The sequence below is a fragment of the Caulobacter sp. 73W genome, assembly GCF_041021955.1.
In the GTDB taxonomy this organism is placed as follows: domain Bacteria; phylum Pseudomonadota; class Alphaproteobacteria; order Caulobacterales; family Caulobacteraceae; genus Caulobacter.
In genome coordinates this window covers 1,671,399-1,693,779 of record NZ_CP158375.1, presented here as the reverse complement: position 1 = coordinate 1,693,779, position 22,381 = coordinate 1,671,399, and the positions used below count along the sequence as shown (strand labels likewise).

General features: G+C 64.6%; 21 protein-coding genes. 14 read left to right on the top strand and 7 right to left on the bottom strand.

What is annotated here, in order from left to right; genetic code table 11:
- Positions 1-202: 202 nt before the first annotated feature.
- Entirely contained in the window at positions 203-658 is a 456-nt protein-coding gene (locus ABOZ73_RS08085; protein ID WP_369062199.1) for a carboxymuconolactone decarboxylase family protein, read from the top strand.
- A gap of 81 nt (positions 659-739) precedes the next feature.
- Here ABOZ73_RS08085 and ABOZ73_RS08080 read toward each other — a convergent pair whose 3' ends face one another.
- Positions 740-1,621 carry an HWE histidine kinase domain-containing protein gene (locus tag ABOZ73_RS08080; protein WP_369062197.1) on the bottom strand — a complete coding sequence of 294 codons (882 nt, stop codon included), beginning with the start codon at positions 1,619-1,621 and terminating at the stop codon, positions 740-742.
- A gap of 321 nt (positions 1,622-1,942) precedes the next feature.
- Between ABOZ73_RS08080 and ABOZ73_RS08075 the strand changes: the two genes are divergently transcribed.
- Positions 1,943-3,712, top strand: a complete 1,770-nt coding sequence (locus ABOZ73_RS08075; protein ID WP_369062195.1) for an ATP-binding protein — start codon at positions 1,943-1,945, stop codon at positions 3,710-3,712.
- Between the two features lie 113 nt (positions 3,713-3,825).
- On the opposite strand, the gene ABOZ73_RS08070 is transcribed toward ABOZ73_RS08075, so the two are convergent.
- Positions 3,826-4,320: a helix-turn-helix domain-containing protein gene (locus ABOZ73_RS08070; protein ID WP_369062193.1), complete on the bottom strand. Its 495-nt coding sequence runs from the start codon at positions 4,318-4,320 to the stop codon at positions 3,826-3,828.
- 270 nt (positions 4,321-4,590) lie between these two features.
- Between ABOZ73_RS08070 and ABOZ73_RS08065 the strand changes: the two genes are divergently transcribed.
- The 3 genes from ABOZ73_RS08065 (at position 4,591) to ABOZ73_RS08055 (ending at position 8,044) form a co-directional block, all read left to right on the top strand.
- Entirely contained in the window at positions 4,591-5,229 is a 639-nt protein-coding gene (locus tag ABOZ73_RS08065; protein ID WP_369062191.1) for a GntR family transcriptional regulator, read from the top strand.
- A gap of 506 nt (positions 5,230-5,735) precedes the next feature.
- Positions 5,736-6,359 (top strand): lasso peptide biosynthesis B2 protein, encoded by a 624-nt coding sequence (locus tag ABOZ73_RS08060; protein WP_369062189.1) that lies wholly within the window; start codon positions 5,736-5,738, stop codon positions 6,357-6,359.
- A complete protein-coding gene (locus tag ABOZ73_RS08055) occupies positions 6,356-8,044 on the top strand; it encodes an asparagine synthase-related protein (RefSeq protein WP_369062187.1) in 1,689 nt (562 codons plus the stop codon). The genes ABOZ73_RS08060 and ABOZ73_RS08055 overlap by 4 nt, the downstream gene beginning before the upstream one ends.
- Here the strand turns inward: ABOZ73_RS08055 and ABOZ73_RS08050 are convergent.
- The 4 genes from ABOZ73_RS08050 to ABOZ73_RS08035 form a co-directional block, all read right to left on the bottom strand.
- Complete coding sequence (locus ABOZ73_RS08050) at positions 7,980-10,397, bottom strand: prolyl oligopeptidase family serine peptidase (RefSeq protein WP_369062185.1); 2,418 nt, start codon at positions 10,395-10,397, stop codon at positions 7,980-7,982. The genes ABOZ73_RS08055 and ABOZ73_RS08050 overlap by 65 nt on opposite strands.
- A 34-nt stretch (positions 10,398-10,431) precedes the next feature.
- Complete coding sequence (locus ABOZ73_RS08045) at positions 10,432-13,398, bottom strand: TonB-dependent receptor (protein WP_369062183.1); 2,967 nt, start codon at positions 13,396-13,398, stop codon at positions 10,432-10,434.
- 153 nt (positions 13,399-13,551) lie between these two features.
- Positions 13,552-14,517, bottom strand: coding sequence for a FecR domain-containing protein (locus tag ABOZ73_RS08040; protein ID WP_369062181.1), 966 nt, complete (start codon positions 14,515-14,517; stop codon positions 13,552-13,554).
- Positions 14,518-14,527: 10 nt separating this feature from the next.
- Positions 14,528-15,025, bottom strand: coding sequence for an RNA polymerase sigma factor (locus ABOZ73_RS08035; RefSeq protein WP_369062179.1), 498 nt, complete (start codon positions 15,023-15,025; stop codon positions 14,528-14,530).
- A 78-nt stretch (positions 15,026-15,103) separates the two neighbouring features.
- On the opposite strand from ABOZ73_RS08035, the gene ABOZ73_RS08030 reads away from it, so the two are divergent.
- The 6 genes from ABOZ73_RS08030 (at position 15,104) to ABOZ73_RS08005 (ending at position 19,493) form a co-directional block, all read left to right on the top strand.
- A complete protein-coding gene (locus ABOZ73_RS08030; protein WP_369062177.1) occupies positions 15,104-15,313 on the top strand; it encodes a helix-turn-helix domain-containing protein in 210 nt (69 codons plus the stop codon).
- Positions 15,314-15,362: 49 nt separating this feature from the next.
- Entirely contained in the window at positions 15,363-15,566 is a 204-nt protein-coding gene (locus ABOZ73_RS08025) for a helix-turn-helix domain-containing protein (RefSeq protein ID WP_369062504.1), read from the top strand.
- Positions 15,567-15,759: 193 nt separating this feature from the next.
- A complete protein-coding gene (locus ABOZ73_RS08020) occupies positions 15,760-16,125 on the top strand; it encodes a TrbC/VirB2 family protein (protein WP_369062503.1) in 366 nt (121 codons plus the stop codon).
- A 5-nt stretch (positions 16,126-16,130) separates the two neighbouring features.
- The gene (locus tag ABOZ73_RS08015) at positions 16,131-16,454 is read left to right on the top strand and encodes a type IV secretion system protein VirB3 (RefSeq protein ID WP_369062175.1); all 324 of its coding nucleotides are present in this window, start codon (positions 16,131-16,133) and stop codon (positions 16,452-16,454) included.
- 73 nt (positions 16,455-16,527) lie between these two features.
- Positions 16,528-18,795 carry a VirB4 family type IV secretion/conjugal transfer ATPase gene (locus ABOZ73_RS08010; protein WP_369062173.1) on the top strand — a complete coding sequence of 756 codons (2,268 nt, stop codon included), beginning with the start codon at positions 16,528-16,530 and terminating at the stop codon, positions 18,793-18,795.
- Positions 18,796-18,818: 23 nt separating this feature from the next.
- Positions 18,819-19,493 (top strand): type IV secretion system protein, encoded by a 675-nt coding sequence (locus ABOZ73_RS08005; RefSeq protein WP_369062171.1) that lies wholly within the window; start codon positions 18,819-18,821, stop codon positions 19,491-19,493.
- Between the two features lie 29 nt (positions 19,494-19,522).
- Here ABOZ73_RS08005 and ABOZ73_RS08000 read toward each other — a convergent pair whose 3' ends face one another.
- A complete protein-coding gene (locus ABOZ73_RS08000) occupies positions 19,523-19,714 on the bottom strand; it encodes a hypothetical protein (RefSeq protein WP_369062169.1) in 192 nt (63 codons plus the stop codon).
- Positions 19,715-19,725: 11 nt separating this feature from the next.
- Between ABOZ73_RS08000 and ABOZ73_RS07995 the strand changes: the two genes are divergently transcribed.
- The 3 genes from ABOZ73_RS07995 (at position 19,726) to ABOZ73_RS07985 (ending at position 22,272) form a co-directional block, all read left to right on the top strand.
- Positions 19,726-20,601: a type IV secretion system protein gene (locus ABOZ73_RS07995; RefSeq protein WP_369062167.1), complete on the top strand. Its 876-nt coding sequence runs from the start codon at positions 19,726-19,728 to the stop codon at positions 20,599-20,601.
- A gap of 202 nt (positions 20,602-20,803) precedes the next feature.
- The gene (locus ABOZ73_RS07990) at positions 20,804-21,478 is read left to right on the top strand and encodes a virB8 family protein (protein WP_369062165.1); all 675 of its coding nucleotides are present in this window, start codon (positions 20,804-20,806) and stop codon (positions 21,476-21,478) included.
- A complete protein-coding gene (locus tag ABOZ73_RS07985; RefSeq protein ID WP_369062164.1) occupies positions 21,475-22,272 on the top strand; it encodes a TrbG/VirB9 family P-type conjugative transfer protein in 798 nt (265 codons plus the stop codon). The genes ABOZ73_RS07990 and ABOZ73_RS07985 overlap by 4 nt, the downstream gene beginning before the upstream one ends.
- Positions 22,273-22,381 lie beyond the last annotated feature (109 nt).

Genomic DNA, 22,381 nt, shown 5'->3' with positions numbered 1-22,381 from the left:
GGGCGGACCTACGCGCGTCGCCCAAAGATCTGCAGGCAAGGCGGTTGCGATGCGCCGCGGATCGGCGCGCAGTCGGCTTGTTCGCGGCGCGACCAAAGGGGGGCGTCCGCCGGATCTATCACCATCGATGTCACACCGCGGGCCGCAGCCTCGTCAGGACTATCAGCGCCGATAGGCGGCGCCATCCTGATGGAGCTCTCAAGTGAACAATCCTGCCCGCCTGACATGGTATGACGTGGCGCCCGACGGCGCCAAAGCCCTCGTCGGGGTCCACCACTACGTCACCCAAAACACCAACCTACCCGAGGAGTTGATCCACCTCGTCTTCCTGAGGGTCTCGCAGATTAATGGATGCGCCTATTGCATCGACCTGCACACACGCGACCTCCTCAAGACCATGCCTGTGGAGAAGGTTGTTCTGGTCCCCGTCTGGCACGAGGTTCCCCATCTCTTTGCCGACAACTATCGCGCCGCCCTGGCCTGGGCTGAAGAAGTGACGAGAGTGAGTGAAACACACGCCTCCGACGAAGCTTACGCAGCCGCGGCCGCGGCGTTCGAGCCGAAGGATCTTGTCGATCTGACGATCACGATCGCCGCGATGAACGCCTTCAACCGGCTCGGCGCGCCATTTCGCCTGCCGGTGAAGGCTCGCCCCTAGTCTGAACCATCCGCCCGTCGTTGATGTGCGGTCGCGACCTTCCAGCCGCGATCGCACCTCATGGGCGCAGAAAGCTTCAGGCTAGGCGCCGTGCGCGCTCAAGCCTGTGGTCGCTGTGAGCTTGGCCCCGTCGATGGCGACGCGGCAGACCACTCCGCCTGGTAAGAACTCCAAAGAGACGGCCTCCAGCCCAGCTTGCGCTCGCAGCAGCTTCGAACCCAAGCCCCGCCGGGTCGGAGGCTTCACGCTGGGGCCGTCTTCTTCCCGCCAGATGAGGCGACACTGGTCAGCCTCCACCGACCACGACAGCCGGACACCCCCCGACGGGATCGACAGCGCGCCATACTTCACCGCATTGGTCGCCAGCTCGTGAAGCGCCAGCGCCAAAGGCACCGAGGATTTGGCCGGAAGCTGACAGCTTGGTCCGCTGACGACAATTCGCCCGCTGGTCGTGAACGGCTTAAGCGCGGCCTGAGCAAGATCGGGCAAGGCGGTGATCGACCAGCCTTGGCTGGAGAGGATTTGGTTGGCTTGAGAGACAGCCAAAAGCCGGTCGCTGAAGGCCTCATAAAAGGTCTTGGAGGTGTCCGAATGACGGGCGGTCTGGCGGGCCAAGCCTTGAACGATGGTCAGGGTGTTGTTGACCCTATGCTGCAGCTCGACATTAAGGTGCGCTTCGCGCTCTGTCCGGTCCTCCAGCTCGATGACCGATCGGCGCAGGGCGTCGGCCACCGAGATCTCCAGGGCGCCGAATATCGCAAAGCAGGCCGTGGACACAGCTTCCTGCGTTCCAAACGAAAACGCCATCAGCGGCGGCTGGAACATGTAGTTGGCCGTGAGGGCCGATCCGACCAGCACAACAACGCCCCACCGCCAGCCCAAAAAGACCGTCGCAATCAGCAGCGAGGGAAAGAAGGTCAAGAACGGAACGCCGGAAACCAAAGGGGCCAGCACCATGCGCATGAAGGCTGGAGCCGCGATCGCCAGCAGCGCCCACAGCAGCGCCCACCTGGGGGCGACGCCTTGCACGATGGATCGCCGTACAACACCAAGCCGGATCATTGGGGCTTTCAGAACTGAGCAAGACTGCTCGCCACCTTAAGCTGTGCTTGGGGGTGGATTCTAGAGAAATAAGGCGCGCTGCCGAAAGTCGGATTGGGTCGGGTGTCAGACAAAACCACTAACAACGAATGATGTTGTCGGGGGCGCGACATTATCGACGGGCCGAAGCTTGGCCGATCGATTTAAACTTTATCTTATGGCTGAGGCTGATTTTGTCTCCGAATGTCGCAAACCGCTCGCCAAAGCTATTTCAGCGCCGCCACCACGCGATCCAAAGAACTGGGCATGCGTTTGGGATTTGCGGTCCTAATCGCCATGGCGGCGGGGTACGCTGCTTCTCCGCTATGGCCTTGCGTCTGGCTGGCGGCCGCGAGCATAGCGCAGACCGTCAATGTCTGGTCTGGGCGGGCGGCGATGATCGGCCCGCATCACCGCCCGTCCGCGGCCTGGGAGCTGCGCTACCTGGCCCTTACCGCCATCAATAGCGCTGTCTTTGCGTCCATCGGTCCCTTCTTGTGGTTCGAAGCTGGGATGGAGGGAAGGCTGATCGCCTTGGTGGTGATCATGGGCGGTCTGCTGAACGTCGGCACCCAACCCGATACGACGGGCAAGCTGCTGTGGTGCGGCGCCGTCCCTTACATTGCGGTCCTGGCGGCGCTGCCGATCGTCACCATCATCGTCGAGCCCGGCGCAAGCATGGTGGAGATGCTCTTCCTGGATCTTGGGGCGATGCTCTACCTGCTGCATGTGCTGCGCGCCGTGCGTCGGCGCGAAGACGCCGCCAACGCGGTCGCCTCGGCGCTTGAGCGCGCCGAGCACGCCAATGAGGCAAAATCCGTCTTCCTGGCGACCATGAGCCACGAGATCAGAACGCCGCTGAACGGCATCCTTGGCATGGCGCAGGTGATGAGCCGCGAGCTCTTGCCACCGCACCAAGCTGAACGTCTCGATCTGATCAGGCGGTCTGGAGAGGCGCTTTCGACGCTCCTCAACGACGTCCTGGACATCTCCAAGATTGAAGCTGCGAAGTTGGAGCTCGAGGAAGGAGCGGTCGACTTTGAGCAGATCGCCCGCGACGCCCAAGAGGCCTTCGCACCCTTGGCGAAGGAAAAGGAGGTCACCTTGCACGTCGACGTCTGCCCGTCGGCGGCGGGCTGTTGGCTCGGTGACCCCCTTCGGATCCGCCAGATCCTCAACAACCTGATCTCCAACGCCGTGAAGTTCACCGAAAGGGGCGGGGTCACCGCTACGGTCGAGGCCGATGACGCAGGGATCACGATCCAGGTGATCGACACCGGCGTCGGCATTCCTTCCGATCAGCTGGGAGCCTTGTTCGATCGCTTCGTGCAAGCGGACGCCTCCACGACGCGGCGTCATGGAGGGACGGGGCTTGGCCTATCGATCGTACGAGAGCTCTGCCGTCTGATGGGCGGCGACGTGCAAGTGGAAAGTCAGCTTGGCCAAGGCGCGACGTTCACCGTCTCCTTGCCGCTGAAGGCTTATATCGCGCCGTTGGTGCAAAGCTCCTCGGAGGACTCGCGAGACGCCGTTCACGCCGGCGGTCTGAAGGTCCTTGTTGCGGAAGACAATCCAACCAATCAGCTCGTCATCAAGACGCTGCTTAGCCAACTGGGTGCGAGCGTAACCGTTGTAGCCGACGGCGCTTCGGCTGTCGCCGCCTGGCGTCGGGAGAGCTGGGATCTGATCTTCATGGACATCCAGATGCCGATCATGGACGGCGTCGCAGCGGCGCGGGAAATCCGCGCTCAGGAAGGCTCATCGGGTCGGCGCACCCCGATCCTTGCGGTGACCGCCAACGCCTTGCGCCACCAGGTGGAGCAATATGAAGCCGCCGGCATGGACGGGATTGTCGCCAAACCCCTGCAGGTAGCGCAGCTGGTCGACGCCATGGAGGCGGTGTTGGCCCATCAGGACCAGGACCAAGGAACGGCACCCGTCCGTGGCGCATCACGCCTTGCAGTCGGCAGCTGACGGCAGGGGGGCAGCGCTCTCCACGGCCCGCGAACTGCGTCGAGCGGCCGCCAGTACTGCAGGCCGGACATAACGAGTCCCGCACGATCGACCTTGCGGCGAGCTATTGGGCGCTATTCCGGCTCATCGGGCTCTAGATAGGCTCGTAGTCGGCGTTCGTGTTCCTCTAGCCAGTCGGCGGAGAACACGTCTCGCTCCTTCGCTTTCGCGTACAGCCCATCCATCATCGTGGTCGCTGCCGATACGATCGGCTGCGCCTTGAGCAACCCGACGTCCTCGCGAAGTCGAGCCGACAGGTTCAAGGTTAGGCTGATGATGGCGAGCATCATCTTGTTGTCGGCGGCCGCAAGCGCCAGGTGTGCGTCTTTAGCGAGCACCCCAAAAAACAAGGCATATGGGTCGGCTCCTCCGATCGCTCTGCAGAATACGACGCATCGCTTGAATTCGAAGCCGCCTTCGCCGTTCTCAAAGCGGTCGTAGGTTCTAATCCCTACGCCCATCGCGTCGGCCACCTGCTGACGCGTCATTCCGCGATAGCGCCGCAGACTCCCCACTGAAAGCTTGATGATTTCCGCCAAGGTGGGTTCGGGATCGCCCTCGTTCGCCATCGATTACAAAGCAGACCTGTTACTCGTTGTGTCGGGTAGGCTGCACAATCAAGGCTGCGTTTCAACCCCCGGTATATCGTGAACCACCATGTGACGGCCCGGTTGTCACAAAGTGGCAGCCTGAGGGGGCAAGATGAGCAAGTTCGTTACGCCGCCTACGGTCGCGATGCGCCACGCGAGTGGAAGCAATCACTTTGGAGGCTGGCTTATCGACAACGCCGCGCTGCGACTGTGGACTAGACGCACCGTCTTGGTTGGTCAGCATCGCCTATGCGCTCCACGCCCTTCGAACGTGTCCTCAGGGAAATTCGCGCAGCGCTACGCGATGGCGAACTGCGGCCAGGAGCACACCTTTCGGTTCCTGAACTGGCCAGACAAAAGCGTCTAAGTCAGACACCGATCCGCGAAGCGCTTGCTCGCCTCGCAGGCGAAGGACTGATCGACCGCCGGGAGGGCGGCTACTTCGTCTGGACGTCCAACGCGCAGGACTGGCTGCATTTGGGAAGGCTGCACAGTCTTTATGTCGCCTACGCCTTGATGACGGCGCCGGGCGCCTCGCCTCTGGCGGTGTCCGACACCCGTCTTACGCTCGACACGCAACTTGGAGCGGGCTCTGCTCGCGAGGCTGTGCTCGTCGATTTCGTCGAGGGAATCTTCAGGCAGCTGATGCGCGAAAGCGGCAACCAGCATGTTCTTGCCGCCGAATATCGTGTGTCGGACCGGCTAAGGCCGTATCGCCTTGTCGAAGCGCGTCTCTTGCCAGACGCCGGCGCGGAAGCGCGGGACCTCGCCGATGCTTATGATCGCGGTGACCGTGATCAGCTGTGGTCGACCGTCGCGTCGTACTTTCGCCGCCGCACGCCATACGCCCATGCCGTGACGACCGCCTTGGACGATCCTCCAAAATAGACCGCCGATCGGCGCATAGGACTTGGCTATAGGTCGCAGCGGCGCGGCGATGGAGAGCCGGCGATCGGCCGGTCACACTGACGAGGAAAGAACCATGTCGAAATCCATCACGCTTATCCGCCTCGGACGCGCCCAGAAGCTCACCAGGGCGCCGATCGGCATCCAGTTTGAAGAACTGGGCGGAATGACCTGGTACGACGCGTAAGCTTGGTGCGGCGGACGGGTGACCGGCCGCCGCATTCGCCGACGGCGATATAGCACTTCGATCCTTGCATATAACTCGACCATACAAGTGAGCGGTTCGACCCTGTCATCGGCTTCGCTGATGAAGCCAAGACAGGAGAACAGTCATGAACACCAAGATCACCATCGTCGCTCTGGGCCGCGCCAAGCAAGTCACCTGCGCGCCGACGGGCGGCCCGGACGAAGAGTTCGGCGGCGTTCTGCGCTATCAAGCCTGAGCGTCGGAGCGGCGGCCGCGTAAGCGGTCGCCGCTTTGCTTTCGCATGACGTTCCTCGACCATATCCATGTCGCCGTCATTGGCCTCGATATCGTCCTACTGAATGAGCGCGATGGTGAGTACCTGTGCCTGGAGGGCGCCGCCGAGCAGATCAGCGCGGCGCCGGGCGGCGAGCTCACGATAGAGGATGAGCATCTGGCGTCCCAACTCCATGAGATGGGCCTCGCCGCTCCTGGGTCACGCCTGGCGTCCCTCTTCATTCCGCCGACCCGGGATTTGGCCAACTGCATCACGCCCACCATGATGATCGCGCGGTGGGCGCCCCAACTGGCCGCTGCTGGCCTCGCCTTCCATGCCCTCTCATTCCCCAGACTGATTTCAACGGCTCGCAACCAGCGCTGCGATGATCTTTCCCCTGACGGCGCCGCACAGCTGAGCAGCTGCTTCATGCATGTACGCCCTTGGCTTGCCTTCCAGGGTCTTTGCCTGAAGCGCTGCTTTCTCCAGCTTCGGCTTTTGCAAGCCTCCCACATCAAGGTCGACTGGGTGTTCGGCGTGCGGACTTGGCCGTTCTCCGCACACTGCTGGCTGCAGAAGGAAGATCTGGTTCTTAGCGATACCCTAGATCGCGTCTTACTCTACGAGCCCATCATGCGGGTTCGGGCATGAGAGGCTATGTCGCCTTCCTGTTCGATCCGGATGACGAACGCGCTCTCGGTTTGGCTCAGCCGATCGAGGTCCACCTGAATCGTGCCTTTGGCCAACCCCGTGTCAGGCAGCCCGGAATTGTCGCTTGGGCGTCGAGCGATCTCGACGTGACGACCGGCGAGAGCGGCGTGCTTGTCGGGCAGGTGTTTGGAGATACTGGGCAGGCGCTGTCGCAAGAGCCTGAGGAGGGGGCGCAACGTCTTTGCCGCCAGGCTTGGGGACGGTACGTCGCCATATGGCGCGACGGTTCGGTATTGCGATCCCCCCTGGGATTTATCGACGTCTTTACCTGGGAGCGTGATGGGCTTCAGGTCGTCTCATCGGCCGCGCCGCCGTGTCTCGACAAGAGCCTCCCTGCCGCCACGCGCATCGATACCGTCGCCGTCGCAAGATTCCTCAGGCGCGAGCCGCAGGCTTTTGGTTTGAGTCCCCTCATCGGCGTTCACACGGTGGCCGCCGGGGCCGTATTTCGAAACGGACGCAACAGGCAGGTCTGGCGTTGGGAGAGCTTCTGCCGACCAGGCAACGTTCCAGGCGCGCTCGCTCCCGACGCTTTGCGAGACCGCATCGACCATTGCATCACAAGCTGGGCTGGCCGGTTCCAGAATTTTGGATGCGAAGTCTCCGGAGGGCTGGACTCAGCTATCGTGGCTGACAGCCTCGTTCGGGCGGGGGCGCGGCCAAGACTTACGGTCAACTATCACGAGGATACACGAGGCGCGGACGAGCGCCGCTACGTCGCCGACCTTGCCCGCAAGCGTGATCTAGTAATCACCTACGTCGCCAAGCTTGCCGAGCCCTTCAACGTTCAGGTGCTTGAGAGCGCCGCTCAAGGTCTTCGCCCCGCCACTGCGGGATTGGACGCCGCTAGCGACGCGGACTTAGCTCATCGCTTGGCCGAGGCAGGCGCGGACGCTGTATTTGGGGGGCAGGGCGGCGACGCTGTCTTCTACCAAATGCCAAGTCCGCTCATCGGCGCCGATCCGTTGTTTGGGGAAGGGCGCAAGGACGCCCTGGCGCTGTGGGCGGATCTCGCCCGATGGCAGGGATCAACAGTATGGTCGGTGGTTGGAGCCGTGGCTGGATCGCTGTGGGCTGATGGCGGCAAGTTGGCGGATGCAGGTTCGCCCCTGACGATGGACACCCGTCGCTGGAGAAGGCGGGCCCCGGGGGGAATAACTCCCGCCAAGGCCCTGCAGGGCGATGCGCTTTACAACAGTCAGGCGTTCCTAGGTCCGTGCAGGCGCGCCGAGGCGGCGGCGCTTATCCACCCATTGCTCTCCCAGCCCATCGTTGAGCATTGCCTCGCGATCCCAGCGAGCTTGCTGACTGGGGGAACGCGCGACAGAGCGCTGGTGCGCGAAGCGTTCAAGACGTCGCTGCCAGCCTCCATCGTCGAACGAAAATCCAAAGGCCTGCTCAGCAGCTACTATGCTCGCCACGTCGCCGCCAACGCCGGCGTGATCGGACAATACCTGGCCACCGGCCGGCTCGTGCAGATGGAGCTTGTCGATCCGGCCGCGGTGCGGGCGATGCTGGAGCCTGGTCAGATGATCCAGCGGGCGGACCTCAGCGTGCTGCTTACCTTTTCGCTGATGGAGGCCTGGGTGCGGGTGTGGGAAGGGCGCCTCGCGGCGCGCCGTTGAAGCCGCGATCGAGCCAGTCTAAGGCCCGAACGTAGAGGTCGCGCAGGTTGCCGGGGCTGCGAACGCCGTGGCCTTCGCCCCAATACGTCAGCAGCACCGCATCCTTGTCCTGCGCATGCAGCGCGCCGAACATTTGCTCCGCCTGCCATGGAGGGATGTAGTCCAGATCGTTGTGCACGAGCATTACTGGAGCGACGATCCGATCGGCGGCGAACAGCGGGCTGTTGCGAACATAATCGTCAGGATGCGCCCAGGGCCCTGCGCGCATGTTGGCCTGTGCGTCCTGCGTCCAGCCGGCGGTCCAGGCGATCGACGCGCCCTGGCGTGGATCGAGCCTTTCGTGAAGCGGACCGACATTGCGCACGCTCGCCAGATCGTAGATCCCGGCCATGGCGATGACGCTGGCGAACCGAGGGCTCTGGGTCGCAGCCATCATGACCGTATAGGCGCCGAAGGAATGTCCCCAAAGCGCCACGCGCTGCCCGTCGACCAGTTCGCGCTGCGCAGCGGCGTCGACGATCGCCAGGATGTCCTCGGCGACGTGGTGGATCGTTTCTCGATCACCCGCCTCCAGCGGTAGGCTCGGCTGCAGAACCGCGTAGCCGGCGCCGACAAGCAATTGGACATTGGCGATCGGGTTTTCCTGGCCAGGCAAGAACGATGTCGACGGGGCGCCGCGAGCAGGACCAGGATAAGGAACGACGACGACGGGTGGCGGCGCCGAAGTGTCAGACGGCAGGAAGAGCCAGGAGAACAGCGGTCGCCCTGATCGACCGACGTGACTGATCTGCTCCATGCGTACCGGGTCAACGGCGCCAAGGTGGCGGTTGAGCGTCAAGAGCGTCGCGGGCTTGCCGGCGGCCGAGTGCAACGTCAAACGCCTCACCCCACGATCATCGGTCGACGCGACAAGGGCCGCTCCCCCACGAGCAGCCACAGTTCGTTGCGTGGCGGGCGCCGACAACTCGACCACACCACTGGACGCGGATCCCCGATCAAGCCGAAGGTCTGCGAAGCTTGGTGGAGAAGACCAGGTGGCGCGCGCGCCGTCACCAAACGCGGCCCCGGGAGCGACCGCCTTGACGCGGCTGACGACGGGCGACGCGACGCCCCGACGGTCAGTGCGCCACAGCGCGCCGCCTTGCAGAAACCAGGCGAAGCGAGCATCGGCGGCCACGGGCCGCGCCGGCGTCGTCGCAAAACGCCGGGTCAGATCGATCGAACCATCGCGGGTCGCCAACCGCCATTGGGCCCGACCGTCTGCGGAAGTCACCAGCACCGCTGGATCGTCACCCATCCAGAAGGCCGAGGCGGTCTTGCCAGTGGTGACGTGATAGGCAAGCTTCGGCCTTCCCTCATCGATCACCTGGACTGAACCGGAACGGTTCAGTCGCATGAACCGACCTTCCTCCCAGCTACGCCCCTGCTCGCGAGCAAAGCTCAACACCTCGTGTCCCGAGGAGGACCAGCTCATGAGGTGGGGTAGATGATCGCATTGCCCGCAAGGAATGCGCGTCTCTCCCGACAGGCGATCGACGATACGAAGTCCGACGCGATAGGGCAGCACGGCGCTTACAAGCTCGCGGGCGGGGGGCAGATCCTCCTCTCGCGTCAGAACGGCGAGGCTGCTGCTATCGGGTGAGAGTTCGAGATCGAGGAAGGGACCTTCCGCGACTAATCGCTCGGCGCCGTCAGCCACATCCACTTCGATGATCCGGGTGTCAGGCGTCCTCGTCCTCAGGGTTAGCCAACGCCCGGCGCCGATCGCGGAGACCGCCGTCTCTCCCTTCGCCGTAGCCCGCCAGAAGGCGGGAAGAAGCGTAGCTGGCGCAAGCTCGCGTCGCAGCATGGAGGGCCCCGCGCCGGCGGGCGCGGCGATGACGACCAGATTGCGGTCGTCACGCCACTGTGCGGTCCGGGCGATCGATTGACGCTCCACCGCCAACTCAAACCACCGAACCTTGCGGGTACTAAGATCGACCACACCCATGGTCCAGGTCCGAGCGTGTAGTCTATAGACCACCATCCGCTCACCGCCCGGCGAGATGGGGCCGGCCACGTAACCCGCCCCGGGAGCCTGCGCGAACAGCGGCTCCAGGGCGGGCTGGGCCGCCTTCAGGTCTGCAACAAGCAGCTTTCGTCCGCCCAGTCTCAACCAGGCGTCTGTCCCAAAGTCGCCGACCTGTCCGTACGGCGGCAGGCGCTCCAAGATCAGCCAGCGCCCGTCATCGGTGATGGCCGCCTCTCCGATATCTTCCAATGCTAGGAAGTCTTCGATCGTGAAGGGGCGGGCGTACGAAGGGCCGCTCGCAAGGCACAGGCCCGCGATGGCGGCCGCGAGAAGCGGGCGCATGGTGTCGACTTTCAGTGGGAGGCGGGGAGTGGGGCTACCAGGTCCTAGTCAGCAGGATGGACAGCTGGCGACCCATGACATCCGACTGTCCGGGGTCGTAGGCGACGCCAAAGGGGGAATTGTAGAATGGCGGCTGCTCGTTCAGCAGATTGCGTGCGGTCAGCGCCAGGCTCGTTGAGCGCAGCAGCCCTCGCCGGGGCTGAAATCGAACCTGGGCGTCAACCGTCGTCCAGGCCCCGATGCGCGCTCCAGTCTCGCTGGCATAGCTGCCCACATAGTTGGCAGTCAGACCGGCCCCCAGTTCGCCGAGAGTCCAGTTGAGGTTCAGTTTGCCCCGCCAATCAACTGGATAGCCGAGCGTGTCGGAGAGTTGGACGAACGGCGCGGCGGACGTGATTTGCCGGCGGTAAGACCGGATGTGACTGGCCTCTCCGCTTACGGAGAAATCGTGTTGGCCACGGCTGAAGGCGTAGCGCGCCGCCAGGTCGACGCCTTCAACCTCGATGCGCGCCGCGTTTACGTTGCGTGCATCAATGATCGCCCCATACGCCTCGGGCGGAAAGACAGCCTGGAGATTGAAGTTGGGGCTGGCCAGCAGCGCATTAACGCGCGCCAGATGGGCGGCGTTCGTCGCTGGACTGATCAGCTCTACGAACGGCGCCAGGCTCGGGTCGGTCAGGGCGGAAGCCGGGGTCTCTGAGACCGGCGCGCCGATACGGCCCTTGAACGCGATGGAGAAGGCGTCAGCCGTCAGCTGCAGACGCGGCGCCCAAGCGGGACGATACTCTACCCCGACCGTTGTTGAGCTGGCTGTTTGCGCCGCGAGGTCGGGGTTGCCGCCCGTGAACTGCAGGGCCAGGACCTGCACGCCATTGCGGTTCCTCAACACCTGACCAATCGCCGCCCGGTCCCCGGCCTCGCGAAGGCCAGGGGCCCGGAAGGATTCCCCGTAGCCGGTGCGCACGGTCAGGGTCTCGGCGGGTGACCACACCACGCCGATCTTCGGGCTCGTGGCGAGACCCGCGTCGCTGTAATTCTCCCGGCGTACAGCCGCCGAGAGCTCCAGCCGGCGTAGCAATGGCCGCGCGTTCGACGCGCCAAAAAGCGGCGCGTTGATTTCGGCGAAGACCGCGTCGGTGCGTCGATCAAGCTCAACCCCCGAGGTTGGCCGAGGCAGGCTGATCAGAGCAGTGACGCCGACGGTTTTCAGCGACTCCCACCGGCGCTGAGCGCCGACGGCGAGACGCATGGTCCCGCCAGGCAGCTCCAATACTGGTCCATCGGCCTTGATGTTCACCGATGAGACTTCGCTTTTGTAGGTATTGTCGCTGTAGCCGGAGCCCACGAAGGCCAGCACGCCCGGGGCGTTCGATGCGCCCGAGCCGAAAAGGTTGAAGTAGCCGTCCCGCATCGGGCTGAAAGCGGTTGCGGGGTTGTCCGGCGTGCTGCCCAGGGCCTCGGCGAGGAAGGTGCTGTTGATGGCGCCGCGCAGATGCGTGTCGGCTTTTTCACGCGCCAAGGCGCCGTAGGTTTCCAGCCGCCAGTTGAACGGAAGGTCGATGTTGGCGCCTACGGTCAGGCCTAGGCTCTTGATCTCACCAGAAGCCTTCGAGGGGCCAAGTTCGCGGCGAAAACTGTAACCGACGGTGTGGGAGGCCGAACCGTTGGGCGAGACGAAGTAGGGGTTGGCGCTACCGACCGACGCGATGGCGAATGGAGCCTCGGTGAGACGGTCGTATCGACGATCGCCCACGCGGGCGTCCATCATCAGCTCGATATCGCGGCTCAGTTTCTGGCGCAGCACCCCGTAGGCCGCATGACGACGCATGCTCGGCAGAAGATCTGAACCGAGTCGATAGTCATCCAGGTTGGTCTGCCCTGCCTGAAAATCGCCGGGCCGCAGGGTCCGGCCGGCGGGCAGGGTGGGGATGGCGTAGAGCGGGCGATAGCCTCCGGCGTCCAGGCCAAGGATGTTGCCGGGCAAAGCGTAGGGACGACGCCAGTCCGAACCTCCCAGCCGGCGCAGATCGGCCGACCTCGTGGCCTCACGCTCTTCGACCCCGAGCCGACCGCGATCGTAGTACTCGTAGGACAGCAGCGCCGAACCCGATCCCCAGGTGCGGCCGACCGTTTGTGCAGCCAAGAGCTCCGTGGCGCCTCCGCCCACAGCCTGACCGACCCGCAGGCGTGTCTCCGCGCCGTCGAAGGCCTGGCGCAGGATGATATTTACGACGCCGCCGACCGCGTCTGACCCATAGAGCGCCGACGCCCCGTCCAGCAGCACTTCGACGCGCTCAACCGCGGCGGCGGGGATGGTGGAGAGGTCGGCGAAGTCGCCGCTGCCGCCGACGCCCGCCAGGCGGCGTCCGTTAAGCAGCACAAGCGTGGCGTCCGGGCCAAGGCCGCGCAGATTGACGCCGCTGGCGTGCGAGGCGTTCTTGCCCGATCGGTCCGTACCCAGGACAAAGCTCTCCTCACTGGCCACGCCGGCGAAGTTCTGCGGCAGGTTGCGAAGGGCTTCAGCGACGGTCGCGTGACCGGCTCGGTCCATCGCTTCGCGCTCCACCATGACCACCGGCGACGCGCCGTCCTCCACCCCGCGGATCAGGCTCCCCGTCACGACGATCTCGGTGACCTGGTGCGGGGCTTCCGTCGCCACCGTCTCCAATCCCGTGGGCGGGATATCCTCCAGTCCCGCGATACGTCTTCCTGCGGAGCTCCTGGCTACGACAACCCGCACGCCGTCGGCCTTGCGCTCGTAACCAAGGCCTGACCCGGCGAGCAGACGCTCAAGCCCTTCGTCAGCAGTTAGCCGGCCATTCAGTTGCGGCGCTCTCTTGCCTCGCACCAGATCGGTCGAGAAGAAAATCTGACTGCGCGTCTGTCGCGCCAGCTCGAGCAGCGCTGTCTCCAATCCGCCAGCCTCGATGAAAACCGGCGCGGCCGCGGCGCGGCCGATCGTCGGGGCCGAAAGTAGAGCCAGGGCTGCGACGCCCGCCATCGCGGTTCGGCGCAGCTGACCTGCGCTTCGATGATTTGACATTCCTAGAACCTCCCGACCGCCGCGCGCCGAACCTTCTTCGGCGTCGCATGCCCGGTCAGTCCTAGAGCCGCGCCAGGAGGCGCTTTACCCTCAGGCGTTCTCGAAAATACTTCACATTGAGGCGGCGGAATGGTCACGAGCACTCAACTCGATCGTGCCATCCGGCTTTTGTTCGGCCTCCAAAGCAAAACTTGTCGTCACCGCGGCGACGAAGGCGTCGCTGCGCCCTAGCTCAAAGACGCCGCTGACATTGCCGACGTCGCCGGCGCCGTCCGCAAGACGGATTTTGCGCTTCGAGTATCGGTTCATCTCCGCGACCGCCTCGGTCAGAGGTCGGTCCCGAAAGGTCAACACGCCCTCGGACCAACTTGTCTCCGCGCCTACGTCCACGCTGGTCCTCTGGACCGAGCGTCCAGGCCCGGTGTCGATTTGCTGGCCGGGACTTAAGCGCCAGGTCTGCTCGCCTGACCTCACCTCGACGGCACCTTCCGCAAGAATGACCTTTACGCCCTGCGCTCGCCGGGACACGTCGAACCGCGTTCCCAGCGCTCGCACCGACAAGTCGCCGGACTTCACGATGAACGGACGCGACGCATCCTTGGCCACATCGAACATAGCCTGGCCGCGCAGCAGGACGACGCGGCGCTCGGCCGAGGAGAGGTCCACGCGGATGGCGCTGTGGGTGTCCAAATGGACGCGCGAGCCATCGTCGAGCGCCACCACGCGAAGCTCCCCAACGTCGGTCGAAATCCGGCCTGCTCCGACAAACCAATAATAGCCGCCAGCGAGGACGGCCAGGGTGACGGAGGCTGCTATCGCCAGCGCCGGGGCGCGCGAGCGCGGCCGAGCTGCGCGCAGTTCGGCGAGGGTCTGGGCGGCGAACTCCGGATCGGACTTCAAAGCTTCGGCGCGGCGCCAGAAGCTGTCCACCTTCTCGAACGCCCGAGCGTTCGCGGCGACCTCGCGCCAAGCAGTGAAGTCGGCTAGGTCCTCCTCGGTGACACGTGGGCCGTTCAGCCTGGAGAACCAGGCCGCAGCCTCGTCCGAGGCGCGGTGCTTATCGACGTCTTCGATCATACGAGGGCAGCTAGTCCGCCATCTTGCGAGCACACAGGGCGAGCGCTTTTGTCATTCGACCCTCCACGGCCTTCAGAGACAGGCCAGTCTGTCGCGCGATCTGCACGTACGTCAAACCATACAACCTTTGGAGGATGAAGATTTCGCGGCAGTCAGGAGGAAGGGAGCCTACCAACTGCTTCAAGAAGACCAGTTCCTCCTGATCGGCGTTGAGATGCGACGGAGCTGTGTAGGCCAGCTCAGGCTGCGCGGCATCACGCACGCTTTTGCGTCGCCACTGATCTTGGACGATACCAATTGCCACCCTTGCCAAGTACGCCTTCGGCCGACGAACCAAATCAAGTGTTTGACGCGCTGTCAGGCGAACGAAGACTTCCTGGACAACGTCATCCCCATTGGAATTTGGGAAGCGCGCCGAGACAAAACGCTTCAGCCAATCTCGATGTCGAAGAAGGTCGGCCTGCGCTCGCCCCTCCGCAAAACGGACTACTGATGTGTCACCACCCATTGCGGCACCCGTACCGTGAAGATGAATAGAGACTATAGTCTCTGGTGATTATAGTCACCATAAAGCCCCCATCTCTCGATGGATTGGGTGGGGGTCATCGGGCGAAACGTTCGCGCTATTCGGTATCGTCGGGGCATGACGCAGGAAGACGTCGCCACCGCTGCAGGGATCGATTTGAGCTATTTCCGAGCCGTCGAACTTGGGAAGAGAAACCCCACCGTCCGACTGCTGATGGGCATATCTGACGCGCTCGGTGTTGAGCTGCCCGACCTGCTTGTAGTGCGATAGGGACTATAGTCTCTGGAGACTATAGTCATGTCGATGCCCCTTGCTGGCCATGGATTGGCACCAGCATGTTGGCGGAAGAATTAGAGAAATCCGCGAACGCCAGCACCTCACGCAAGAGGAAGTCGCTGCCGAAGCGTCAACCGACCTCAGTTACTACCGGGGGATTGAAGCCGGTAAGCGAAATGCTTCTCTCGCCAAGCTGATCCTGATTGCCAACGCGCTCGGAGTGAAAGTCCCAGAGTTATTTTTCTGAGTGGAAGTGGCAGTAAGGTTGCCAGAATGTGGCAGGCGGACTGTCAGCTGACGTCGAAAGCCTGACTCCGAGCGAAGCTTCACAATAAAATATTGCCTATCCGTAATCGAAATGGCGGATATGTAGTGATTTCGAGGGACTAAACTACACCGGTCAACTCAGACTGCTGAAGCAGTCAGAGAGGTGAGCGGTGATGCTAAAGTTTCTCCCGCGTAGATTTCGAGTGAAAAGTCGAGCCTCGTGGCCCTTTCGGTCAACCGCTCCGGGACCGGACGCGCCTCCTGGCATTGGGTTCTTCGTTCTCGTAGTTGCAACGGCCGCAGCGAGCACAGCGCGGGCCCAGACTGCCGGCGGTGACCTGGGCGGCTTCATCCAAAACATCATCGACCTGCTCAATTCCGACATCATTCGCGGCCTGGCGGTCTTGGCGGTGATCCTCACCGGCGTCGCCTGGATGTTCGGACAGATCGATCTTCGCCGGGCCGGCACGGTGGTGGTCGGCATCATCGTCATCTTCGGGGCCGGTACGATCGTCGACATGATCGTCGGCGGGGCCTGAAGCCGATGTCGTCGCCCGCACGCGTCCCGGCGCGCGACACGTTGTTTCTTGCCTGCACGCGCCCGGCCCTGGTGCTCGGCGTTCCGATGGAGGCCATGGGGATCAACCTGATCGCCTCGTCCATCGTCTTCCTGGCAAGCGGCGACCTGTTCTACTTACTGATCGCGCCTGCACTGCACTTCGTGCTGAGAGCGATCTGCGCCAACGATCACCATGTCCTCCGCCTGCTCTGGCTGGCCGTGGAGACACGCGGGCGCAGTCGCTGCGCCGGCCGGTGGGGCGGATCGTCCTACAGCCCCCTCGCATATCGGGTGGCCCGTCATGGCTGATGGCTCCGGGCATGTGAGACGGGCCACGCGACGGGAGACGACCGCCAGGTCCCGTTTGCCCTACGCGCGACACGTGAGTGATCGCATTATCGCCCTGGATGGCGGCGCGCTGGTTGCGGTGGTCGAAATCGAGGGAACTCCCTTCGAAACCGTGGACGCCGCGCGTCTAAACCAACTCCATGAAACGCTGGCTGCGGCCTGGCGAAACCTTGCCGCCGAAGATCTGGCGCTCTGGCACCACCTGATCCGACTTCCCGGGGCTCCCCCGATCGAAGGGCGGTTCGCATCTTCCTATGCCTCGCAGCTGGACGCCGATCGACGCGCCAGGCTCGAGCGCGACGGCCTCTTCGCCAACCGAATGTTCCTGACCGTCGTCCTTAGGGCTCCGGCCCTGGCATCAATCTTTCGCCGCCAGGCACCGGCAGGCGACCAGGCACGGGTCCGCCTTGATCGGCTCGAGAGCGTAATGCGCGACCTCGATCGCTTGCTGGCGCCATGGGGGCCTCGACGGCTCGGGCTGATCGCGCATGGCGGGGGATGGGCGAGCGAGGTGATGGCCGTGTTCGCGACGGTGTTGGAGGGTCGGGAGCGACCCGCGCCACTGGTGCGCGGCCACCTAGGGGAGGCCCTAAGCCAGGCGCGGATCATCTTCGGCGCCGAGACCATCGAGATCCGTCAAGCGGCAGATGAAAGCTTCGGCGCCATGCTGGGCCTCAAGGCCTATCCCGCCACCACCTGGCCCGGAGCCTGGAACGCGCTCCTGGCGGCGCCCTTTTCGCTGATCATCAGCCAGTCCTTCGCCTTCCTGTCGCGGCCGGCCGGTGAGGCGCTCTTGGGGCGTAAGCAGAACCAGATGGTCAGCGCCGCCGACCGTGCGGCGTCCCAGGTCGAGGAGCTCGATCAGGCCATGGACGATCTGGCCAGCGGCCGCCTGGTCATGGGCGAGCATCAGGCCAGCGTACTGGTGCTCGCCGGGACACCGGACGGGCTAGGGCGCGATGTGTCCGCGGCGCGAGCGATGCTGGCCGGCGGCGGCCTTGTGGCGGCGCGCGAGGACCTGGGTCTTGAGGCGGCCTTCTGGGCGCAGTTTCCGGGAAACTTCAGACTCCGCACACGGCCGGCCGCAATCTCATCACGCAATTTCGCCGGTCTCGCGCCGCTCCATGCCTACGCCGCCGGCCACGTCGCCCGGCCGCACTGGGGAGCGCCGCTCACCACCCTGCGTTCGCGAGGACGCACGGCCTTCGAGTTCAACCTGCACGTAGGTGATCTCGGTCACACCTTCATCTGCGGTCCGTCGGGCTCCGGCAAGACGGTTCTGCAGAACCTGATCCTGGCCCAGGCCGAACGGTTCTCTCCGCGCCGGGTCCTCATCGACAAGGACCGCGGGGCCGAGATCTTCGTGCGGGCCAGCGATGGCGCCTACCACACCCTCCGGTCTGGAAAGTCGACGGGACTGGCGCCGCTCAAGGCCCTGGATGAGGCGGACGCAGGCTTTCTCCGCGCGCTCGTTCTGCGCATGGCGTTGGGCGAGGAAGGGGAGGCGTCTCCAGCCGACGCCGCGCTCCTGGACGAGGCGCTGGTGTCGGTGCTGCGCTTGCCGCGTGAAGCACGAACCTTCTCGGCTCTGCGGGGCCTTTTGGGGCAGCAGGACATCAACGGGCTCGGAGCCAGGATCGAGCGCTGGTGCGAGAACGGAGCGCTCGGCTGGGCGCTGGACGGGGACGAGGACGCCTTGGACCTGGCGCCGCGCCTGATCGGCTTCGATATGACCACCATCCTCGACGACGTCGAAGCGCGTGCGCCGGTGATGATGTACCTGCTGCATCGCATCGGAAAGCTGGCCGACGGTCGGCGGCTGATCGTGTCCATCGACGAGTTCTGGAAGACGCTTGGCGATGAGGCGTTCCGCGCTTTCGCCAGGGACGGGCTCAAGACCTGGCGCAAGCAGGACGCGGTTCTGATCCTGTCGACCCAATCGCCGTCCGACGTGCTGGCCTCACCGATCGCCCGAACCATCCTCGAGCAGTGCGCCACGCATGTTTTCCTGCCGAACGCGCAGGCAGCCGAAAGCGATTACCGCGAGGGTTTCGGCCTCACGGAGCGCGAGTTCGAACTTGTGCGCGACGAGCTCGGTGTCGGCGGGCGAGGCTTCCTTGTCCGTCAGGCCGGAAGCTCGGCGATCGCCGAGCTCGATCTGCGCGACCTGCCCGAACATGTGGCGATCCTGAGCGGCCGCGCATCGGCCTTGGCGGCGCTGGACAGGATCCGGGACGAGGTTGGGGATCGGCCCGACGCCTGGCGTGCACCCTTTCGACACAGCTTGGGGATCGAACCATGAGGCGGGCAATTCAGGCAGCGGCGTTGGCGGCCGCCTTGACAATCGGCCAGCCGGTGCAGGCTGCGGTGATCGTCCATGACCCGACGGCCTACGCCAAGCTCATCGAAGAGCTTCGCGCCGCCATCGACCAGCTGGACACGCTCAAGGCGCAGCTGGCCGAGGGCAAGCGTCTGCATGACAGTCTAAATCTCCGGTCCGCCATCGACGCGGTGGCTCCCGAGCTTTCGAGGTCGGAGCTGCGCCGGGCACTTCCAGAGCTGGACGCTCTCCAGCAAGCGGCCAGCGGCAAGTTCGAGGCGCTTGGAGCCATCGGCGACCGGGCGCGTCAGATCCGCGAGGCCCGCCGCAAACTCGCGCCGGCCGCGGCAGAGGCGACGACCTCCCTGGAGCGGCAAGGCGATCTGGCGGCGCGCGACCTGGCGGTCGGGGAGGCGGCCGCACAGGCGTCGGCCGATCGTCTGGCCGGCCTGCAAACTCTTCAGGCCGCGATCGGCAAGGCCGATAGCGCGCGAGCGGTCGCCGACCTGCAGGCCCGCATCTCCGCCGAGCAGGCGCTCATCCTCAACGATCAAATGCGGCTGCAGGCTCTGGCGATCGCGCAAGCAGCCGAGGCGCGCATGCAGCGGCAAGAGGAGCTGGAGCGCATCGCAACGGAGCGACGCGCCCGGATGGAGTTTTTCCGGAGGGGTATCAAGTGAAGTCCGCTTCTTGGGCCGGCTTGGCCCTGTTAGCCGCCGCCTGCGAGCCAGCGCCGCGCAGCGAAAGCTTCTTCATCGCCAATCCGAGAGTGGCGGATGACGTCCTCGAAGCTTGCCGTTTGGGCCACAAGCGCGGGGGCGAATGCGAACACGCACAAGCGTCGCGCGTCGATCGCGAGCGCAAGGCTCGCATGGAGTTCTTCCAACGCGGCATACGGCAAGGAGGGCTCTGATGGAGGATCGATACTCGCTCTTCCAGCAAGCCTACGAATACGTCGACGGACGGTTGGATGTCTTCCTCGGCCAAGGGGTGGCGAACGCCATCTCCGAGGTCGATGGGCCGTTGCGTCTGGCCCTTGTGCTCTACGTGCTGTTCTACGGGTTCGCGATCCTCCGGGGAGCCATCCAAGAGCCGCTGATGGACTTCTCCATTCGCAGCTTGAAGCTCGGCCTGATCTACACCTTGGCTACGACGCCGGCCTATGCGTCGTATGTCACCGAGCCGCTATTTCACGCGCTCCCGGATGCCTTGGCGCGTTCGCTCGGCGGCGAAGACACGCCTTCGGCGGCAGCCTCGTTCGATAGCTTTCTTTCCCGCACTGGAGCCCTTGGCGAGCGACTGACCGAGGGAGCCAGTCCCATTGCTTTGGACCGTTGGCTCATGGCCGGAGCGGTGTGGATATGCGGCGCGCTGGCGGCGTCGATCGGCTTTGGTGTCGTCCTCGTGGCCAAGGTCGCGCTTGCGCTGGTTATTGCGCTCGGGCCGATCTTCATCGCCCTGGCGCTCTTCGAGGTCACAAGGCGCTACTTCTTCGGCTGGTTGTCCCAGGCCGTGAACTATCTCGTCCTTTTTGGACTGATCTTCGCTGTCTTCCAGCTGGTTTTGGGCATGGTCGCGGATCAATGGGAGACGCTCCAGTCGCAGGACGCGATGGCCGCGGGCGTAGCTTTCATCGCGCTCTCGCTCCTCGGCTCGATCTTCTTCCTCCAGACCCCCACCTTGGCAGCTGGCATCGCCGGCGGCGCCAGTGTCGGCGTGTCCGATTTTCTGGCCGCGGGCCGCTCCGTCATTCCGATCAGCCAACGCCGCAAGGGAGGCCGCAAGTGATGCGCGCTCATCTGATGGCGGCGGTTGTCGCCGCGCTCCTCGCAGGCTGCGCCAGCCGCACCGCCGAAGATGGTCTGCCGATCTGCGACGGCAAACAGCGACGCCCCGCCAATCCCTACGGCTCGGTGCTCGCCGACAGCGCGCCGGCTGCGCCTTCGACGCCTGCTTTGCCAGTCGACACGAAACCCTGCGGAGGTCCCCGATGAACGCTCCCTTCGATGTCGCGGTGTATTTGAAGGACGCCTCCAGCTGGGACGACGACCGTATGTCCGCAGCGCTGCGGTCTCGTCGTCTTGCCTGGACGATCGCCGCGGGTTGCGGCGCGTTGGCGACCGCCGCATGCCTGGCCGTCGCGGCCCTTGCTCCGTTGAAGACGGTCGAGCCGTTCGTGGTCCGCGTCGATCGCGCCAGCGGTGCGGTGGAGGTCATGACCGCCCTCAGTGGAGCCGAGCCTCGCACCTATGATGAAGCGGTCGGAAAGTACTTCCTTTCGACCTATGTGCGCTCGCGCGAAACCTGGCTGCCGGCCGCGGCGAAGGCGAACTTCGACCAGGCCGTCATACTGTCCGCGCCGGCCGAACAGCAGCGGCTGGCCGAAATCTTCCGGCCCAACAATCCGCAAGGACCTCAAGTCGTTCTGGGCCCTCACGCGCAGGCCACCGTGGAGGTGAGGGCGGTGACTTTCCTGTCGCCGAGCGTCGGCCAGGTGCGCTTTGCTCGAACCGTCCAGCACAGCGGCGTCACCGAGGATAGCGACTGGATCGCTACCATCACCTTCGCGTGGGCCGATGGCCCCATGAAGGAGCGGGACCGTCTCAAGAACCCGCTGGGCTTCCAAGTGATCGATTATCGCGTCGATCAGGAGGCCGCGCGATGATCCGACGTCTGGTCCTAATCGCGGCGCTCCTGTCGCCGTGCGTCGCTCAGGCGGCCGATCCACGCATCCGCAACTTGACCTACGATCCGGACGCGGTGGTGCGCGTGGAGGGGCGGTTGTCGACTGCCGTGCAGATCGTGTTCGCCGAAGGCGAGGAAATCCTGCAGGTGGCGCTCGGCGATAGCGACGCCTGGGAGGCGGCGCCGCAGGGGCGGCTTCTCTTTCTTAAGCCGCTGACGGCCAAGGCCACCAATCTCATCGTCTCCGCGCGAGGTCCCGATGGCCGCACGCGAAGTTACGCCTTCGAGCTGTCGGTCTCCCGGGCGGTCGGTCCCTGGATGCTGAGGTTCACCTATCCGGCCGACGACAAGACGAGGATGGCGCAGCTGATCGACGCAAAGGAAGCGGCCTTGCGTCGGAGACTTACCCAACTTCGTCTCGACCGCGGCGCGGTGGAAGGCCCTCGCAATCTGGCCTGGTCGGTGCAGGGCGCGCAGGCGCTACAGCCCTCGGAAGTCAGCGACAACGGAAAGTTCACAGCGCTACGCTTCCCCGGCGGACAGGCGATCCCGGCGGTGTTCGCCGTCGCGCCCGACGGCGCCGAGACCCTCGCCCCCTTCGATGTGCGCGGCGAGTTCGTGGTGGTCCACGGCGTGCATGCGCAGCTGAGGCTGCGCCAGGGCCGCCAGGTCGTGTGCCTGTGGAATGAGGCATATGATCCCAGAGGCGGCGGCGCCCCCTCGGGGACGGCGACCAACGGAGTCCAGCGCACCGACGGGGCGGGGCGGCCATGAGCGACCACCTCGACGAACGCGAGCCGCAAGGCGCTGCGGCCGGTGATCGCGGTCGGACGCCGATCTCCGGCGCGCCGATCATCCCCCCGCTGCCGGCAAGGCCGCGGCG

What these genes read in the sequence shown, in the direction of transcription:
- ABOZ73_RS08080 (WP_369062197.1), bottom strand. Translation starts at nt 1,621, where the DNA reads ATGCGCATGGTGCTGGCCCCTTTGGTTTCCGGCGTTCCGTTCTTGACC.
- ABOZ73_RS08075 (WP_369062195.1), top strand. Translation starts at nt 1,943, where the DNA reads ATGTCGCAAACCGCTCGCCAAAGCTATTTCAGCGCCGCCACCACGCGA.
- ABOZ73_RS08070 (WP_369062193.1), bottom strand. Translation starts at nt 4,320, where the DNA reads ATGGCGAACGAGGGCGATCCCGAACCCACCTTGGCGGAAATCATCAAG.
- ABOZ73_RS08065 (WP_369062191.1), top strand. Translation starts at nt 4,591, where the DNA reads ATGCGCTCCACGCCCTTCGAACGTGTCCTCAGGGAAATTCGCGCAGCG.
- ABOZ73_RS08060 (WP_369062189.1), top strand. Translation starts at nt 5,736, where the DNA reads ATGACGTTCCTCGACCATATCCATGTCGCCGTCATTGGCCTCGATATC.
- ABOZ73_RS08055 (WP_369062187.1), top strand. Translation starts at nt 6,356, where the DNA reads ATGAGAGGCTATGTCGCCTTCCTGTTCGATCCGGATGACGAACGCGCT.
- ABOZ73_RS08050 (WP_369062185.1), bottom strand. Translation starts at nt 10,397, where the DNA reads ATGCGCCCGCTTCTCGCGGCCGCCATCGCGGGCCTGTGCCTTGCGAGC.
- ABOZ73_RS08045 (WP_369062183.1), bottom strand. Translation starts at nt 13,398, where the DNA reads ATGGCGGGCGTCGCAGCCCTGGCTCTACTTTCGGCCCCGACGATCGGC.
- ABOZ73_RS08040 (WP_369062181.1), bottom strand. Translation starts at nt 14,517, where the DNA reads ATGATCGAAGACGTCGATAAGCACCGCGCCTCGGACGAGGCTGCGGCC.
- ABOZ73_RS08035 (WP_369062179.1), bottom strand. Translation starts at nt 15,025, where the DNA reads ATGGGTGGTGACACATCAGTAGTCCGTTTTGCGGAGGGGCGAGCGCAG.
- ABOZ73_RS08030 (WP_369062177.1), top strand. Translation starts at nt 15,104, where the DNA reads ATGGATTGGGTGGGGGTCATCGGGCGAAACGTTCGCGCTATTCGGTAT.
- ABOZ73_RS08025 (WP_369062504.1), top strand. Translation starts at nt 15,363, where the DNA reads ATGGATTGGCACCAGCATGTTGGCGGAAGAATTAGAGAAATCCGCGAA.
- ABOZ73_RS08020 (WP_369062503.1), top strand. Translation starts at nt 15,760, where the DNA reads ATGCTAAAGTTTCTCCCGCGTAGATTTCGAGTGAAAAGTCGAGCCTCG.
- ABOZ73_RS08015 (WP_369062175.1), top strand. Translation starts at nt 16,131, where the DNA reads ATGTCGTCGCCCGCACGCGTCCCGGCGCGCGACACGTTGTTTCTTGCC.
- ABOZ73_RS07995 (WP_369062167.1), top strand. Translation starts at nt 19,726, where the DNA reads ATGGAGGATCGATACTCGCTCTTCCAGCAAGCCTACGAATACGTCGAC.
- ABOZ73_RS07990 (WP_369062165.1), top strand. Translation starts at nt 20,804, where the DNA reads ATGAACGCTCCCTTCGATGTCGCGGTGTATTTGAAGGACGCCTCCAGC.
- ABOZ73_RS07985 (WP_369062164.1), top strand. Translation starts at nt 21,475, where the DNA reads ATGATCCGACGTCTGGTCCTAATCGCGGCGCTCCTGTCGCCGTGCGTC.